The sequence below is a fragment of the Ktedonobacter robiniae genome (assembly GCF_016587375.1).
GTDB classification, from domain to species: Bacteria; Chloroflexota; Ktedonobacteria; order Ktedonobacterales; family Ktedonobacteraceae; genus Ktedonobacter; species Ktedonobacter robiniae.
The window spans coordinates 381,553-397,892 of record NZ_BNJG01000001.1; the positions used below are offsets into that span (position 1 = coordinate 381,553).

Genomic DNA, 16,340 nt, shown 5'->3' on the forward strand with positions numbered 1-16,340 from the left:
TTGGCATCATAAGACACTCCTGATCATTTACCAATCCCTTGTTTCGTTGCTACGAGAGGGAGAAGATTATGCAGCGGGGATAGGATATTTCATTTTTATGATACGCCTTGGAGACAAGAGAGATTTCACAGGATACGAATAGATCACCTTTGTTGAGGAAAGGGAGGATACCGTAAATTTCTCGGCAGGCCACGAAAGTCGTAATAGGAGCTGACAGCTTCGCGTGCCTCTGTCTCCAGGTCGAAGGATTGGTCGAAGGGTTTGAGGAGGATGTCAAGCTCATTCTTCTTCAGCGTGCGCTTCCAGGTGCCGACAATCTGGCCCGCGACGACAAGCATGGGCATGAAGACGCCATTGTTGCCCGGCACGACTTTCTGGACATGCTCGGCAGCGAGCACGGCACTACGGTCCTTGTACCCAAGCAGGTATTCATCGAAGCCGGGCAGCAAGTAGAATTCAGAGGATGGATGTGCCTCGCCGCTGAGCACGTCACTGGAGAACCAGTACTCCTGCCCATTGTGCTTCTCGACGCAAAGCTCGCTTCGAATAGCGTGAAATCCGGTCCTGGCCTCGCTGATGGTCAAACCTGTCCACCAGGCGAAGTCATAAACAGTAACCGGTCCATGACTCGCCACATAGCGCTTCACAAGCTCGTTTAGGGCCTCCTCGCGCGAGAATTTACGTGGTTGTGGCACCCATTCATCGAGCAGCACAAAGGTCTGTTGCTTACCCTCGTATGGCCCCAGGCAGATCAGCCCCGTTTGTGCCAGGTACCACAGCAGGTGATAGCCACGCTGGCCCCTGGTGCTGATGCCCGCATCTTCCCATAGCGTCATGACACCAGGGCGCGAGAGACGCTTGCCACCGTGCAGCGCGTCGTGAAGGAGTTGCGCAGCACGCTCGATGATCGCCTCGTCAAGTTCAAGCTGCTCCTGTCTGAGCTTATCCTTCGCGATCATGCGCGTGGCCGTCAGTTCCAGCATCCATTTCGCATCTTCCGCAGGAACAAAGTGCAGTGTGCCACGCATAGGCCAGGTGCGTACGATCTTCCCCTCGGCTATCGCTTGTTCGACCATTGCCAGTGTCGCGGAGCGGGTACGCAGGCCAATGGCCCACAAGGCCTCCTGATACTCCTGTGCCTGCATCGCGCCCAGCCAGCGCACCACTTCTTCCGGCGTCTGGCAACGCTCACCGTTAATCCGCTGGCTCAGCAATCGTTGCTGCGCAATGTCCATATCCGTTTTCTCCCTCATGGCCTACAAGTATTCATGGTTTCACTGATTGGTTCGCGTACAGGAGTCGTTGGAACGCACTCAGACAGATCTGGCGCATCTGTGCAGGGCTAAGTGCGGGATTCTGGAGCGTGGCTTGAATAGCTAATCCATCGATCAACGCCGCCAGTTGCGTGGCGACGATAGCCGCATCAACTGCTGCGAATTCGCCGGAAGCGCTCCCTTCGGCGATGATGCGCGCCAGAAAACGCGTCCAGCGACGATGTTGTTTCTCACTGACTGCGCGCAGCCGTGCATTGCGTGTGACTTCTCCCCAGAAGGTCAGCCACAAGCGCCATTCGTCGCGAACCTCCTCGCTTTCGGGCAGGCTGGCTATCACCAGGCGCTCCAGACGTTCCCAGGCACTCTGGGCACCAGTGAGCGCCGCCCGAAAGGCAATGCCGGTATCCTGCACTTTCTCAAGAAGCGCGGCCTCAAGCATGGTGTCTTTATCACCAAAATAATGGACGATGGTTCCGGTGCTGACTCCGGCCGTTTCTGCCACGTCACGCATCGTCACGCGCTCATAGCCGAGTTCCACAATACAACTGCGTGCGGCGCGCAAAATTTGCGTACGGCGAGCGGCCTCATGGATGCCGGGTTTTGCTGGCATGGGGTGAGTCCTCCTTTGCTCTTATTGCCTCACCTATGATATCATAGAACTGTCCGTGTTTATAAAACGAACATTCGATTTACAAACACGGGGGCGATGATTATCATTTGACAGTGTGAAAGAGAGTTGAAAAATGGTCCAAGCAATGATCCCTGGCTATCCGCGTCTTGGCGCCAGGCGCGAACTGAAGAAGGCGCTTGAACAGTTCTGGTCTGGTCGGCTTACTGAAACAGAACTGCTTGAGCAGGCAAGCGCACTACGCAAGCAGCGCTGGCAGTTGCAGCATCAGGCCGGCCTGACACACATCCCGTCTAACGATTTTTCCCTCTACGACCATGTGCTTGATACAATCGCCCTGGTCGGAGCCGTTCCCAGGCGCTATCAATGGAATGGTGGCCTGGTTGATCTACACACCTATTTCGCTATGGCGCGTGGCATGGAGAAGGACCAGGCCAATGCGGTTCCTGCCATGGAGATGACCAAGTGGTTCGACACCAATTATCACTATATCGTTCCTGAGTTTGAGCCAGGGCAAGCGTTTCACCTTGCCTCACGCAAACCTGTCGATGAGTTTTTGGAGGCGAAGGCGTTGGGCATCCAGTCATGTCCAGTGCTGCTCGGCCCGCTCTCCTTCTTGCTGCTCGGCAAGACAACACAGAGCGGGATGAGCCAGCTTGCACTGCTGGATGCCCTCCTGCCTGTCTATGAGGAGATTCTGCAAGCCCTGGCGCAGGCGGGGGCTGAGTGGGTACAGATCGATGAGCCATGCCTGGTTCTCGATCTAGATGAGGCAACGCGGGCAGCCTACCAATCTGCCTATACGCGCCTGGCTGCGCAGAGAGCGGCCCAGGCTCCATCACTGCACATCTTACTCGCCACCTACTTTGGCGATCTGCGCGAGAATCTGCCGCTGGCGTTACAGTTGCCCATAGATGCGCTGCACCTTGACCTGGTTCGTGCTCCACAACAGCTTGAGCAGGCGCTTGAGCAGGCCCCGTCCTCGCTCTCACTCTCACTCGGCCTTGTCGATGGGCGCAACATCTGGCTCACCGATTTTGAGCGTGTGCTGACTGTGGCTTCGCAAGCTGTGCAGGCGCTTGGCACAGAGCGCGTCTTGCTCGGCGCCTCCTGCTCACTGCTGCATGTGCCTATTGATGTGATGCAAGAGACGCATCTTGACGAAGAGATGCGTTCCTGGCTCGCCTTCGCCAGGCAAAAGGTCGAGGAGATCAGTCTGCTCACCCGCGCGCTCAATGAGGGTCGAGAGACGATTGAGGCTGCGCTCCAGGCCAATAGGCAGGCGCTGGAGAGCAAGCGCAGTTCAGCACGCATTCACACAGTGGAGGTTGCCCGAAACGTCCAGGCCATTACAGAGCAGATGGCACAACGTTCGCAGCCATATCATATGCGCAAAGGGCGTCAGCAAGCTGGACTAAAACTGCCACTTTTACCCACCACGACGCTTGGCTCCTATCCGCAGACAGCAGATGTGCGCGCAGCGCGTGCCGCCTACAAGAGCCACAAACTGGATCAGAACAGCTATGAAGCCTTCCTCAAGCAAGGGATCGAAGAGGTGATTCGCTTTCAGGAGGAGGCCGGGCTAGATATGCTGGTGCATGGCGAGGTAGAGCGGGGTGATATGGTCGAATACTTTGGTGAGTATCTGACCGGGATGCTGCTAACACGGCATGGATGGGTCCAGAGCTATGGATCGCGTGCCGTGCGTCCCCCGATCATTTATGGTGACGTGGCACGCCCTGGGCAGATAACCGTTGAATGGTCACGCTTTGCGCAATCGCTCACCGCTCGCCCGATCAGAGGGATGCTCACAGGTCCGGTGACCATCATGCAGTGGTCCTTTGTGCGCGATGACCAGCCCCGTTCAGAAACGTGCAAGCAGATTGCCCTGGCGATTCGCGAGGAAGTCCTGGACCTGGAAGCGGCCGGCATACGCGCGATTCAGATCGATGAGCCAGCGCTGCGTGAGGGCTTTCCCCTACGCCATGCTGACTGGCAGGAGCATCTCTCCTGGGCAATCTTCTGTTTCCGCCTAGCTGCAAACGGTGTACGTGACGAAACGCAGATCCACACGCACCTGTGCTACTCAAAGTTTGATGACATCGTTCCTGAGATCGCCAGCATGGATGCTGATGTAGTCCTCATCGAAGCCTCGCGCTCTCAGTTCGATCTCCTGGAGGCACTCAGAGCCTATCACTATCCTAACGGCATTGGACTTGGCATCTACGATGTGCACTCGCCGCATGTGCCGACAACACAGGATTTTGATGAGAAATTGCGTCTCGTCCTCCAGATTCTTCCATCCGAACAGTTGTGGGTGAATCCTGATTGTGGTCTCAAGACGCGCAAGTGGGAAGAAGTCAAGCCAGCATTGAAGCATATGGTCTCTGCTACCCAACAAGTGCGATCCTCACTACCACTACAAACCGGTACCTTGTAATGGTTTAGGGATCAGACGAGAAACATTTGCAGTACTGCCCAGGTTTGTGCGATAAAGCAGTGTCTTAGTTCACAAAATTTGGGAAATTTGAGCTGGCTTCTCGTCAAGTACTTCGCGCAAGCGGTGGGCAAAGGCACTCGGATTGCTCACATAGCCCACGTGGCGGCCCGGAAATTCTACCATATCCGTTCCGAGCCGGTCCGCTACGGCGGCGGCGCTTAAGTATGTCGCGGCCTCCTGATAGTCGTGTCCGCCAGCAAGCACGATTCGCGTCTGACTGGTAGCGCTTGCGAGTGCGGCAAAATCCAGTAGGTAGCGGTCGTACATGGCTACCTCATGCTCAAAGAAGAAGATCGTGTTCTTCACAATCTGATCCTTTATAGAGGCAGGTAGCTCGCTCACCATGTCTCGGCGGTCCTCGTTCAGGCCATCCAACTGAAAGAGCATCTGTAAAGCTGCCATAACTCCTGAATGCCGGTACACGTCCTGGATGCCTTTCATCTCCTGAATGGGGTCCGTCTTGGGCAATAGGTGCGTTGGCGGCTCATGCGCGACTAGCGTATAGACCTGCCCAGGGTGGCGAGCAACCAGGTCAAGTCCAATAATGGCACCGCCGCTACTCCCGAATACATATGCCGGTTCATAGTCGCTCCCCAAGGCTTTAAGCAAACGATGGGCATCGTCGCTGTGTACCTCGACGCGCTGTTCTTCACCTGGATTGTCGAGCTGACTGCGCGAAAGCCCCCTGCGATCATAGGTCACAACGGTATATTGATCGGTGAGATAGTCCACAATCCCATGGAAGACAATGCGATCATTGCCTCCACCAGCGATAAGAAGCAGGAGAGGACCGCTTCCACGCACCTCGTAGGAAAGAGTCGCGCCAGGCACACGTAAGGTGTTCGATTTTGTGCTACTCATGAAAAAGTTCTCCTTTTTTATCTCATTGCTTCGATGTGTTTTGACATATAGACTTGATCCTCTCAATGCCAACGTCAGGCGTATGCAACGTTAGGTCTCATGGAGAACAATACATGGGATTTGTAAACACAATTTAAATTGGCACCTGCCAGAAAAAGTCCCCCCGCCCACTCTGAGTGATAGTGGGCGGGGGACTTTTTCTGGCGACCTTATTCTGCTGCTGGCAAGGAGACAAGCATACTCGTTCCAGCATGAGGTTGACTCACCACCTTAATGGTCCCCTGGTGGAGTTCCACTATTTTTCTGACGATGGCGAGTCCTAATCCGCTTCCCTCGCGGGCACGCTCCCGTGAGGCATCGACCTTATAGAAGCGCTCAAAGATACGCGTTTGCGCCTCCAGGGGGATACCTATCCCCGTATCCGTAATCCTGCATTCGATGCAACGATCCTGCCGATGCACTTCAACACACACTTTTCCACCCTGTGGCGTGAATTTGATACTGTTGTGTAGGAGATTACTCCACACCTGTGAGAGCAGGTCTTCATTCGCGAAAAGCAAGACCTCTTCTAGATCCACCTCCATAGTGATGGCTTTACGCGTCCACTGTGGCTCACAGGCCAGGATGAGCATTCTAATCTGTTTATCCAGGCGATAAGAATTCGGCTCAACCGTCAGATGCTTTGATTCCAGGGAGGCAAGCTTGAGCATATTCTCAGTCATTCTGGAGAGCCGCATGCTTTCGGTTTCGATAATGCCAAGATAGTGCTCTCTCTCTAAAACCGGCAGGTGTTCATCATGCAGGGCCTGCGCAAAGCCCTGAATTGAGGTCAATGGTGACTGGATTTCATGCGAGACATTCGATATAAACTCCTGTCGCATATGCTCCATCTGGTTCAGTTCCTCAGCCATTTGATTCACACTCTTCGCCAGTTCGCTTGTAAACCCATTGGCCCCAACCTCTGGGTCGAGCCTGATCTGAAAATCGCCTTTCGCGATCCGCTTCATCGCCTCGATAATAGGTTCAAAGACCTGCATGCGTTGTCGCCTGACTTCTGACCTGGCGCTGCTCCAGGCAATGTAGACAATGAAAAGTAAGACAAATACCAATAGGCCAAAGAGTGAATTCAAGACTTGAATCAGGAAGGGAGGAAGCGTCAAGCCAGTCGCAGCATACAGCGACGCAGTCAGGAAAAAGACGCCAGTCCAGATACCACACAAGAGCAACATCACGACCACACCCACAGCAGTAACCTGAATAACCCACCTTGTCTTCATCAGTCCACCTCCAACCGATATCCCAGACCCCGGATAGTTTTTATGCGGAAGGAATGCTGATCTTCGGGAAAGCGCTCGCGAAGCCGATTAATATGCACATCCAGGGTACGTTCATTGCCAGCAAAGTCATAGCCCCAGATATCCTCAATCAACTGGTCGCGAGAAAAGGTCCTTCCTGGCTCGCTCGCCAGCTTGAACAGCACCTCAAATTCTTTCAGGGGTAACGTGAGACGTTCCCCATGCACACTCATTTCAAAGGTTTTATGATCCATAACCAGCTCACCAACCTGAAGCCGCTGTGAGGTGGCAATGCGATAGCGCTTCAACAGAGCCTTGACCCTGGCAACCAGTTCAGGTGGCTCAAAAGGCTTGACCAGGTAATCATCAGTACCCACCTGGAAACCTTTGAGCTTCTGGCTGGTCTCCCCCCTGGCTGTGAGCATGAGGATGGGGACATCAGAATACCTGCGTAGCTCCTGACACAGCTTCCAGCCGTCCATCTTTGGCATCATGATATCAAGGATAACCAGGTCGATTTTGCTTTGTGAAAAGACGACAAGGGCTTCAACGCCATCAGACGCTTCAGCGAGCGTAAAGCCTTCCTGTTGTAGGAAGATACGCGACAGCTCCCGAAGATGAACATCATCATCTACCAGTAAAATAGTGCTCACAGAAATAGTCCGCCCTGTTTATGGAATAAGAACAACAACCTGACGATCCCATCCAAAACGAATCCAGTCCATTGATGGAAATAACCTTGCCTGGGCTGATATTCTCCGTGGGCTAAAGCTGTATGAGCAGGAAGCGCTCCCGCTCCTTCGCTGTCTGGGCCAGTTGTTGCGTCATCTGGCGTAGTATAGCACTCTGGCTCGCCCAATCCTCAGGAGTCATACGCGAAACGTGCTGATATATTTGCTCGCTGCCGCGTACAAGTAGCAGGTCAAAGTTCAGCAACTGTGTCAAAAGAGCATGCTCTTGCCGAAAGCGCCACCACACACGATCCTGGGTCGGGACCGACATCCCACGGATGCCAGATTCCACACTCGCAAGGGCCTGTTGAGCCGCCTCAATGGCTCGTATTTGCGCCATGGCTTCCTGAGGTGGGTCAGGGTTGGCACGCGTCAGCGGAGGAATGAAGCGTGTATGATACTCGCCACGCAATTGTGCGAGTAGAGATATCGCTTGTGAAAGAGAGTAGGAGGCTCGCTCTCGTACAAGCACATCGTCCGCGCGTGCCTGGTCTGTCTTATTATAGAAGTTATAGCCATAGCCCGTAAGCAGCAATTGCAGTTGTTGCACGAGCGGATTGTTGGATGGTTGTGAACTCATCTCGATCCCTCCCGATGCCGGGCAAGCATGAGCTTGCCCGTATCCCTTTGATTATTCTTTTAGCGAGGTGGCTGACCCGGTGCGCGTGGAGGAGTAGGTGCAGGAGCGTGTGATGAGTTGACCGTATAGTGATCAGCATTTGTGGTTGGCTGTACACCATTGACATTGAAGGGTTGCCCAATCGCCATATTGGGAGCGGAGACAATCCCTCTTTCCGCCATCAACATCGCTGTATAGTAGCGCACCGCCTCTAGCTCGCTCAAACCAAAAGCCTTGAGCGAAATCAGCGCCTTCATGCGCTCATCGCGGGGAAACACCAGGACTTTCACTGTATTGAGCGCTATTCCATACGTCGTCAGGAATTGCTGGAGATGCTGAAATACGATCTGCGAAAGATCGTGAATCTTTTCATTCACCACTTCGAGGGGCGTAATCTGCACAACCTGGTTGACCGCCTGCTCAATGACGGGGCCAGCATAGGCGTTGATCTCTTGCGTTGTCAATGCATGTCCTCGGTAGGGCATGTGTTGGACAAGTTGTACCGCGGCCTCGCGCGTCTCAACATGAATATAGTAATCCACGCTGTAAACCATCTCGGCCATTTCTCGTGAGAGGGCCATGCCGGTTGTTTTCAGCACGAGCTTGGCGCGATTGATGTAGAGTGCCTCATACTGCCAAGGGCTCTGCCCACCATAGAAGGCCTGTTGCATAGAGCCGAAAAGAGGGCGATCAGGGGTTTGAATCGTATACTGCCCTGTTTCGTAGACATTGAGAATAGCTCCCCGCGACTTGAGAACGCAGAAATGGTTGCTCTCCACTGTAAGCAACGAGCCATTCATGATGCCATTGTGAGGATAATGCCAGAGGAGAATTTCTGGCCCCATTATCTCCTCGCCGTTTTCGCTTAACGTCGAAATCACGTTACGGATGCCTGTCATAATACCTCCTATTATCTGAGAAGAGTATGACCAACCTGCTGGCAGACAAAAACTTCTGCCATACAGATAGACGACATCATTTGGATCTCATCAAATTGTAGTAGCGGGTGGTTCCAGGAGGAGCACAGATGGTACCCATCCCGGGTCGGCAAGCCTGAGCAAGGCGTAACCAATGCCTGCTAATCCGATCATCAGCCCTGGTGCTTCAATGTTGCGTGGAGTACCCAGACAGATTGTACCGGCTTCGATACTCCTGAGCAAGTTTGTAGCGACAACGTTCAGTCGAGCGCTATATTCCTCGACCAGTGGACCACGCAGCATCCGTCCAGCCTGCAAGAGCGCCTCCAGATTGCCCGCGTCGCCATGGGCCAGGGAGTGATTAGAGCCAATCTGCTCATGACTATACCCAAAACCCTCCTCGCTGGTGGTAACAAGCGCAGCGGTGATCTCCTGACGTAACGTGTTATCGTCAAGGTAGCGCAAGGATGCGAGCCGCCCCAGCGCAATCCCAGGGGCACCATGCGCCCACGACATCCCATACCTCTGTGCCTGTGCCGAGGAGCCTGGCTGCTTGCGCAGGTCGCGCCAGTTGCACACCTCCGGCACATACAGGCTACGCTCGTATGCAAGTGCCGCCAGGGCAGCCTGCCGAAAACGTTGCTGACCACTCACCTCCGAGAGGCGAAGCAAGCTCCAGACAATACCCGCTGTTCCACGCGCGAAACCCGCCAGCGGGACCTCCTGGCGCAGCGTCTTCCAGCCTGCTCCTTGCGCGCTGTGCTGAGCCTGTGCTAGCAAATGATCGCCGCAGCGCTCAGCCATAGCCAGTGTCTCTGCTGTCGGCGCCATGGCATAAAGGCTCAGCAGACTGGCAATCCCACCGGCGCTCCCATCCACCAGGTCATAGCGCTCATCCTTCTTCAATACGTCCGGAAACAACTGAACCAGGCGCTCCGCCTCCTGTAAGAGGGTGGAGTCACGCCAGAGGATGGCCAGTTGCGTGAAGAGATAGATGCCTGACCCCCAACCATTGAAGCCTCCCACGCAATAGCGGTCGGGATAGGCTGTAAGCCTGGCAAGCTCGTAGCTAAACGTCTTGAGGGCACGACTGGCCAACTCCGTATAGCGCGTGTTCTCGGTGAGCGCTCCCAGGTAGCTCAAGAAGAGGATGATGCCCGGCAGGCCATTGTAGAGATCGGCTCCAGCCAGTGCCACACCCCAGTCACGATCCATCACGAAGGAGAGTCCAATCCAATCCGCCATATCGTCTTTCACAATCGCGCTCGCGCAAAGGCGATCTCCAAGCACCTGCGCCGCCCTGAGTAGCCTCTCACGCTCAGGGAAGGGGCACGCCTGCCCGGTAGTAGGCTGCCCACCAGAGATGGAAAGAGCCGTGAGCGGTACACTGGCAAATGAAGCACGAATCAGCCAGATTTGCCGCTCCAGGTCCTCCTCATCGAGAGCCGCAAGGCGCTGCCTGACCATGTCCAGGCTCGAAGTGGCAAAGAAGTCTGGAATGCGCTCGCCTCGGCTTGTGAAGAGATCACAACTGGCTGGACGCGTTGTAAACATCGGGATATCGCCTTGCCAGAGGTCCGCGCGCTCAGCGGCAATGAGCCTGGCCAGGAGTGGTTGTTGCTCAACTTCTGTCCACAAACCATCAAAGAAGCGTTCGCGCTTCAACGCATCCCGCAGCATATTGGGATGAAAGCTTTCGGTAAGCAATATCCCATAGATCCTGGTAGCGCGCGCCACAAAGCGAATCTCATCCTGCGCGAAAAGCGAGAGGTATTCACGCGCAATACGCTCCTGGTGACGCACGAGGAAGTGGTACATAGCGCGAAAACCGCTCACAATATATTCAAGGTAGTCAACGGCCTGCATAGAACGCCCATTGAGGCGTGGGAGGTTATTTCCGCCTCGCATCTCAATATGCTCACGCACCAGCTTCATCTCATCGCTCGCCACGTCTTCCCAGCGCGCAACCGGGTGAGGACTCAGCCCCTCTCCACTCCCTAACCCGCTTAGATCAACTCCCTCAAAGGCTTCTGTGGACCAGAAACGCTCTGGTAGCAGGGCGATACGCCGTACAGAGTGATCAAGAATGTGGAAGGCTGGGCGCTTCGCCATGCCATCCTCATTGAGGATCCAGCGAGGATGAAAGAGCGCCTCCAGGTCCACCAGGACAGGATGCTCGCCTGCGGCCAGGACATTTTCGCCGTGAAAATCGCTGGCATCCAGGGCATAGAGCAGAGCCAGGTATCGCCCCTGCCGTACAAAAAAGCGTTTTACCTCTTCTTCAGAACTGCACTCAGGGGTTGTCACAAACTCCGACCAACCATAGGTTTGGCGATCAAGAAGTTTCAGGGTACGAAACGCTGGCCCCTCACCCTGCTCATTTAGCCATTGGAGCAGTTGTTGAAAATGCACGTCAATTGCCAGCGATTTTGGCTTGTACACCAGTTGCAAGCCAGAACGGAACTTCAGCAGCATGACGCTGCGCCCACCACGATGGGTATCGCCCGCGCTCCCCCCAATCTCGACGAGTGGTCCAGGCTCGCTATGAGGAGAGAAGAGAGCACGCAGTTCGTCCCAATCCGCATAGAGGCGCGAGACGAGTTCCAGGCTGCATAGCACCCAGCGATCAATGGCTACAAGAAATTGTCGGGCTAGGACGCAATACTCCTGCAGAAAAGCGATCAGGTGCTCACGTTGGCACAGGCTCTGGATGTAGCTATGGAAGCGCTCTTGCGGCGTCTCCCCCTGTAACTGGCCTCGTAGGCGCGCAATATTAAGTTCCAGGACCAGTGTCTTGCTTATTTTAGGCATAATCTGCTGGACAAAGTTCGGCAGAAGAAGCTCCATGATACGCTGCTGATCAAAGGGGAGAGAGCCATGAGCAAGCTTCTCTATTCCCGCACGTAGTCGCGCAATCCCCGGGCGCATCAGTGAGGTAAATGGCAACAGGAAGGCAACCGCCTCCGACTCTGGCATCGCCTCGGCAAACAACCGCGCTATGTCCTCGCCCGGCGTAGGATCAAGAAGCGCGCTGCTCAATTCTACCAACCATTCAGGCGGATAGGGTTGCGAGCGCCGGGCCTGTAGAGACTCAAGCGGTTCGCCAAGCAGAGTCAGCAGGTCTTCTTCCGTAAGGCCATCCATCTCCAGCCGTTGGGTGAAAAATGTCCCTGTATTGAAGGGCGCCTGGTCTCGCCAGCGTTGAAATTTCTTCTGGGCCTGCTCAAGCTTGCTCCGGTCCGGCACAGATGATGGCTCAGCACGTAAACATGACATACTTCGCTCGTTTAATAGCACGGCGTTATACCAGCCAGGAGCCTGCCACAAAGGACTTGTTGCCTGGTCTGTTTGGACTGGGGTAGTTTCCATATGCTAGTTCCTCTTTCCCTTCAAGACAAAAGACAGGATGACTTTACGTGAGTGGACTACTCCCACAGCAACACCGAGGGGAGTTCTCGTGGGGAGGCCAGGCGTAAGAGAGTATAGCCAATACCTGCCGTTCCATGAAAGAAGACCGGGTTGGGCGCCCATTTCGGCAACAGGTCGTTCAGGGCCAGACCACCTCTACGCTGTGCTCGGGTCAATATCTCCTTCGCCTGCCTAAGCGCGGCATCCGCCAGGTCAGAACGTTTCAGGCGTTGAGCTGCTGTCCACAAGATCTCGACGCGACCAAAGTTGCCACAACAGATGTGGTCGTCACCATAGATCCCCGCCTTCTGTGTGGTCTCCAACGCGACCTCAATATCGCGTCGAATCTGTGCATTATCGAGACAACCCAGACCACCCAGGCGCGCGAGGCCAATGCCAGGAGCGCCATGACACCAGGTTGAAAGCACGACTGGCTCACCCGCTCCTTCTTCAACGAGTTCTTCGGCCCAGTTACCCAGGGTGGGAAGAAAGGCTGCATCCTCGTAGGCGAGGGCCTCCCTTCCCGCCTCTAACAAAGCGGGATCATGCGTGACCTCGTAGAGCCTGGTCAGGGCATAGACGATACCAGCCGTTCCATGCGAAAAGCCTGTAGAGTGTCGCTTGTTCAGCGTTGGCCACGCGAGGCATCCAACGGTACTGGCCGTCCGCTGGCGCAGAAGATGCCGAGCACAGAGGATGGCTCGTTCCAGAATCTCCTGGTCATGCGACACCTCATAGAGCGCCAGCAAACCGAGAATAGCCCCGGCTGAACCAGCGATAACATCGAGCGCGAGATCGCGTGCGATGCGTTCACGCGTCACCAGGCTCACGGCCTGGGTCGCTACTACGTAGAGTTCTGGTAGATCTAGAAATTGAGCGATGCGCGTCAGCGTATAGACCAGCGATCCCAGGCCAAGCGTGCCACCAATACCCATTTCATGCGCGAGCGTCTCGCCCTCATGTTGCAACGCTTGACGCAGCGTGAGAGTGGCTCCCTGCGCCAGGCGATAATAGGTCCCATTTCCTGAAAGTTTGGCGGTAGCGGCCAGAAAGAGTGCGATTCCACTCAGGCCATTCAGGAGGCTATAACGGACTGGCTGGAGCTGATAGCGCCTGGAGCGCATCTGGTACTCTGGCGCAAGCCAGGTGATACAGCCATGTGGCAATTCTATGGCCTGCTCCGCAATGCGTTCCGCGATAGCCAGTGCCTGCCTGATAAGCACCTCACGTTCAAGATCAGGGCTTCCCTGGCGCTCCTCGCCGTCGATGTGATATATACGCGCAACACGCTTCTCTCCCAGCGTTCCAAGCAAGAATCCCTCCTGGCGGCGCATATCCTCAATATCAAAGTTCCGCAGTCGCTCAAACGCCAGCGCAAAACCGGAATGATAAAAACAGTTGGCAATGCATTGTGCCTCGTCAATAAAAAGCGTGGTACCATCTGTAGGCACTGTAAAAAAGGGCATATCTGCGCGTAATAGTGCCGCCTGTTCGGCGCGTTGCGCTGGCAGCCAGTGCGCTAGATCCCCCTGTTCCCACAGGTAGTACTCGACAGGGATGGGATGTCGGCGCGGCGACTCCAGGAGTACCTGTCGCTGCGCCTCATCGCACAGGTGCTCCGCGAGCAGTAGTTGTTGAAAGAGCGCGTGGTAAGCCCGATCAGGGCGATAAACGAAACGCGCGAACCGCCCCTTAAAGGCGTAGAGAGGACTTCCAGGGGTAAGCAGGGCTTCACGTTTCCCCATCAACCACTGATACATATCAACAAAACCCGTAGCAAGCACATCGCGATACGCTTCCAGGCACAAAGGGAGACCATTATACCTCGGTACATGCACGCGTTCACGCATCTTCACCACCCCATATTTGAGCGGCAAGGGACAGTGCTCATGTACATCTTTAGGCACGAGAGCAGCCGCCTCCTTGCTCCGACCAAAGCCACTGATATCCATATACATCTCCCCGGCTCGTGAAGATCCATCATGTGGAGTAAGCTGTTCCCAACTGGCCAGCAAGCCCGTATGCAAAACCGAATATGTGCCCTCCTCCCAATTCGCGCCGGGAAGGATTTCTCGTGGCTCTGGGGAGACACACGGCTGGAGAAGAGCGCTCGCGTCAATCAGGACGGGATGTTCACCATGCGCGACGATGTGATCGTAGAAACACTGCTTGCTTCCCAGCATATACGCCAGGCAGAGCAGTATCCCTGCGCGCCGATAGAACTTCTGCCCCGCCTGCTCATTTTCACACTCGACGTACGCGACATACTCCATCCAGCCGTAAGAGCCGCGTGGTACGACCGTCACAATTTTGAAGGGAGGCTCTATGCCCTGCTCATTACACCAGGCAAGCAGGCCAAAGTAGCTCGCCTCCATGCCAACATCCCTGGGTTTATATACCAGCTTGCGACCCGAGGCAAAGGTCAAGGCCATGGACATACGCCGGCCATGATGGGGATTAGAGAAGGCAGGATGGAGAGCAACAACCTGGCCCAGTGCTTGTCCATCTGCAAACTGCTGCTGGAGAAGCTCCTGGTCATCTGCAAATCGCCTGATAAATGCACAGGCGTTGTCGGTCCAGGCCTCAACCGTTGTAGCCAGGAGGCGAGCCAGGACGCTATAAGTACATAGAAAGGTTGCCAATTCACCTCGTGCGGCTTGCTGGAGAAACTGCTGATAGAATCCCTGCTCATCAAGAGGTTGAGCCTGCTGCCTATACTGGCTGGAGAATTCGGTATAGAGCGCCTGCACTGATAGCGAAGTGAGCGCCTGGAGCAGGTGTAGCTTGAGGCTAGTATGAGCCTCCTGAGTGAGCAAATGATACGAGAGGCCAGACTGCTCAGCGTAGCGCTGATGCCCAACGATCACAAAGGGGAGCAAGAGCTCTACGAAGGGAGAAGGCTTATCACCATTCGCTTTATACCACTGGCCCTGCTCTCCGAGGTAATTCTCGGCGGGAACGGTCTCTATATACTGCACAATGTCCTGTAAAAGCTCGGCCCAGGCAGGGAGAGGAAGATCTTCACACAGGTGCGGCAAGCGCGCAGCTTCCTGCACCTCGTCTGGGATAAAGCCACTGCTTTGCCTCTCGGCAAGCGTACTGGCGGCACGCACTATGGCATGCAGATCAGAGTGGGAGAGAGGCATTGGTCATGGCCCATCCTTTCTCTACAAAGAGAGGGTTATACAATACAGGTGATAAGCAGGCACGCCTGGAGAAAGGACCGCCAGCATGGTATGCAACGGCCCCTCCTCCTTAAGCTTAGGAAGCAGGTGTAAAAGTTGGGATCAGTTATTCACTAACGATGAGAGGCGACAGGTGGGGTTACAAACCAATGAAGTTTCTTCACAGGTTACTGTACAGCGCATCCCGCCGACCACTTCCTGCAACTCCTTTTCCGTGAGCTCCTGACCCACCGGATTCGCCGGGATATGAGCCTCTAATGCCATCTCCTCGGACTTCCAGGCTTTGACGATCTCTTCAATACTCATTGCGGTTGTTCCTTTCTGTTTTAATTTTGCGTTGCTAAAGTACGCTACTTACTAGGGCTGGATCCTGGTAGGGCCAGGGCGGCAGTCCAGTGAACTGTCAAGGCAAGTCATCGTACATGGCATTCCTCCGACCACTTCCTGCAATGCCTCTTCCGTAAGTTCCTGGCCCACCGGGTTCGCCGGGGTATCAGCATCCAGCATTTCCTCTTCAGACTTCCAGGCCTTGATGATCTCTTCAATACTCATTGCGGCTGCTCCTTTTCTGTTTTATTTGGCTTTACCAAAGTACGCTACTTACTAGGGCAGAATCCTGGTAGGGCCATAAGGGCGGCAAGACACTATACTATCAAGACAGGTCATTGTACACATCATCCCACCAATCGCCTCCAGAAGCTCCTCTTCCGTGAGTTCCTGGCCCACCGGGTTCGCCGGAACGCTTGCCTCAAGAGCCTGCTCTTCAGACTTCCACGCCTTGATGATCTCTTCAATACTCATTTTTCACCTCCTTTCTCCGCATTTTTTGAGGTTCGCACAGTTTCTGTCACTCTTCTGCAACATATTTCTAGATGCGATACCAATCTATGGCAACGGCAGAATGTCTTACGCACAACCCGTC

The 16,340-nt window shown here is 54.8% G+C and carries 13 protein-coding genes; 1 reads left to right on the forward strand and 12 read right to left on the reverse strand.

The genetic code is table 11. The annotated features are described in order from the left end of the window. Positions 1-143: 143 nt before the first annotated feature. Together JMJ04_RS01560 and JMJ04_RS01565 are read right to left on the reverse strand one after the other, a co-directional pair. Positions 144-1,235 carry a winged helix DNA-binding domain-containing protein gene (locus JMJ04_RS01560; protein WP_201368812.1) on the reverse strand — a complete coding sequence of 364 codons (1,092 nt, stop codon included), beginning with the start codon at positions 1,233-1,235 and terminating at the stop codon, positions 144-146. A 31-nt stretch (positions 1,236-1,266) separates the two neighbouring features. After that, positions 1,267-1,884: a TetR/AcrR family transcriptional regulator gene (locus JMJ04_RS01565; protein WP_201368813.1), complete on the reverse strand. Its 618-nt coding sequence runs from the start codon at positions 1,882-1,884 to the stop codon at positions 1,267-1,269. Positions 1,885-2,017: 133 nt separating this feature from the next. Between JMJ04_RS01565 and metE the strand changes: the two genes are divergently transcribed. After that, positions 2,018-4,342 (forward strand): 5-methyltetrahydropteroyltriglutamate--homocysteine S-methyltransferase, encoded by a 2,325-nt coding sequence (metE, locus tag JMJ04_RS01570; protein WP_201368814.1) that lies wholly within the window; start codon positions 2,018-2,020, stop codon positions 4,340-4,342. Between the two features lie 69 nt (positions 4,343-4,411). Here metE and JMJ04_RS01575 read toward each other — a convergent pair whose 3' ends face one another. From JMJ04_RS01575 to JMJ04_RS01620, 10 genes are all read right to left on the reverse strand, one after another. Continuing rightward, positions 4,412-5,263 carry an alpha/beta fold hydrolase gene (locus tag JMJ04_RS01575; protein WP_201368815.1) on the reverse strand — a complete coding sequence of 284 codons (852 nt, stop codon included), beginning with the start codon at positions 5,261-5,263 and terminating at the stop codon, positions 4,412-4,414. Between the two features lie 209 nt (positions 5,264-5,472). Then, on the reverse strand, positions 5,473-6,540 hold the full coding sequence (locus JMJ04_RS01580) for a sensor histidine kinase (RefSeq protein WP_201368816.1): 1,068 nt from the start codon (positions 6,538-6,540) through the stop codon (positions 5,473-5,475). Continuing rightward, a complete protein-coding gene (locus JMJ04_RS01585; protein WP_201368817.1) occupies positions 6,540-7,211 on the reverse strand; it encodes a response regulator transcription factor in 672 nt (223 codons plus the stop codon). The genes JMJ04_RS01580 and JMJ04_RS01585 overlap by 1 nt, the downstream gene beginning before the upstream one ends. Positions 7,212-7,323: 112 nt before the next feature. Further along, positions 7,324-7,869, reverse strand: coding sequence for a hypothetical protein (locus JMJ04_RS01590; protein ID WP_201368818.1), 546 nt, complete (start codon positions 7,867-7,869; stop codon positions 7,324-7,326). A gap of 59 nt (positions 7,870-7,928) precedes the next feature. After that, complete coding sequence (locus JMJ04_RS01595) at positions 7,929-8,807, reverse strand: SPFH domain-containing protein (protein ID WP_201368819.1); 879 nt, start codon at positions 8,805-8,807, stop codon at positions 7,929-7,931. 90 nt (positions 8,808-8,897) lie between these two features. Further along, entirely contained in the window at positions 8,898-12,194 is a 3,297-nt protein-coding gene (locus JMJ04_RS01600; RefSeq protein WP_201368820.1) for a type 2 lanthipeptide synthetase LanM family protein, read from the reverse strand. Positions 12,195-12,250: 56 nt separating this feature from the next. After that, a complete protein-coding gene (locus JMJ04_RS01605) occupies positions 12,251-15,379 on the reverse strand; it encodes a type 2 lanthipeptide synthetase LanM family protein (protein WP_201368821.1) in 3,129 nt (1,042 codons plus the stop codon). Between the two features lie 141 nt (positions 15,380-15,520). Then, entirely contained in the window at positions 15,521-15,724 is a 204-nt protein-coding gene (locus tag JMJ04_RS01610; protein WP_201368822.1) for a mersacidin/lichenicidin family type 2 lantibiotic, read from the reverse strand. 51 nt (positions 15,725-15,775) lie between these two features. Further along, positions 15,776-15,970 carry a hypothetical protein gene (locus JMJ04_RS01615; RefSeq protein ID WP_201368823.1) on the reverse strand — a complete coding sequence of 65 codons (195 nt, stop codon included), beginning with the start codon at positions 15,968-15,970 and terminating at the stop codon, positions 15,776-15,778. A gap of 51 nt (positions 15,971-16,021) precedes the next feature. Further along, positions 16,022-16,219 (reverse strand): hypothetical protein, encoded by a 198-nt coding sequence (locus JMJ04_RS01620; protein WP_201368824.1) that lies wholly within the window; start codon positions 16,217-16,219, stop codon positions 16,022-16,024. Positions 16,220-16,340 lie beyond the last annotated feature (121 nt).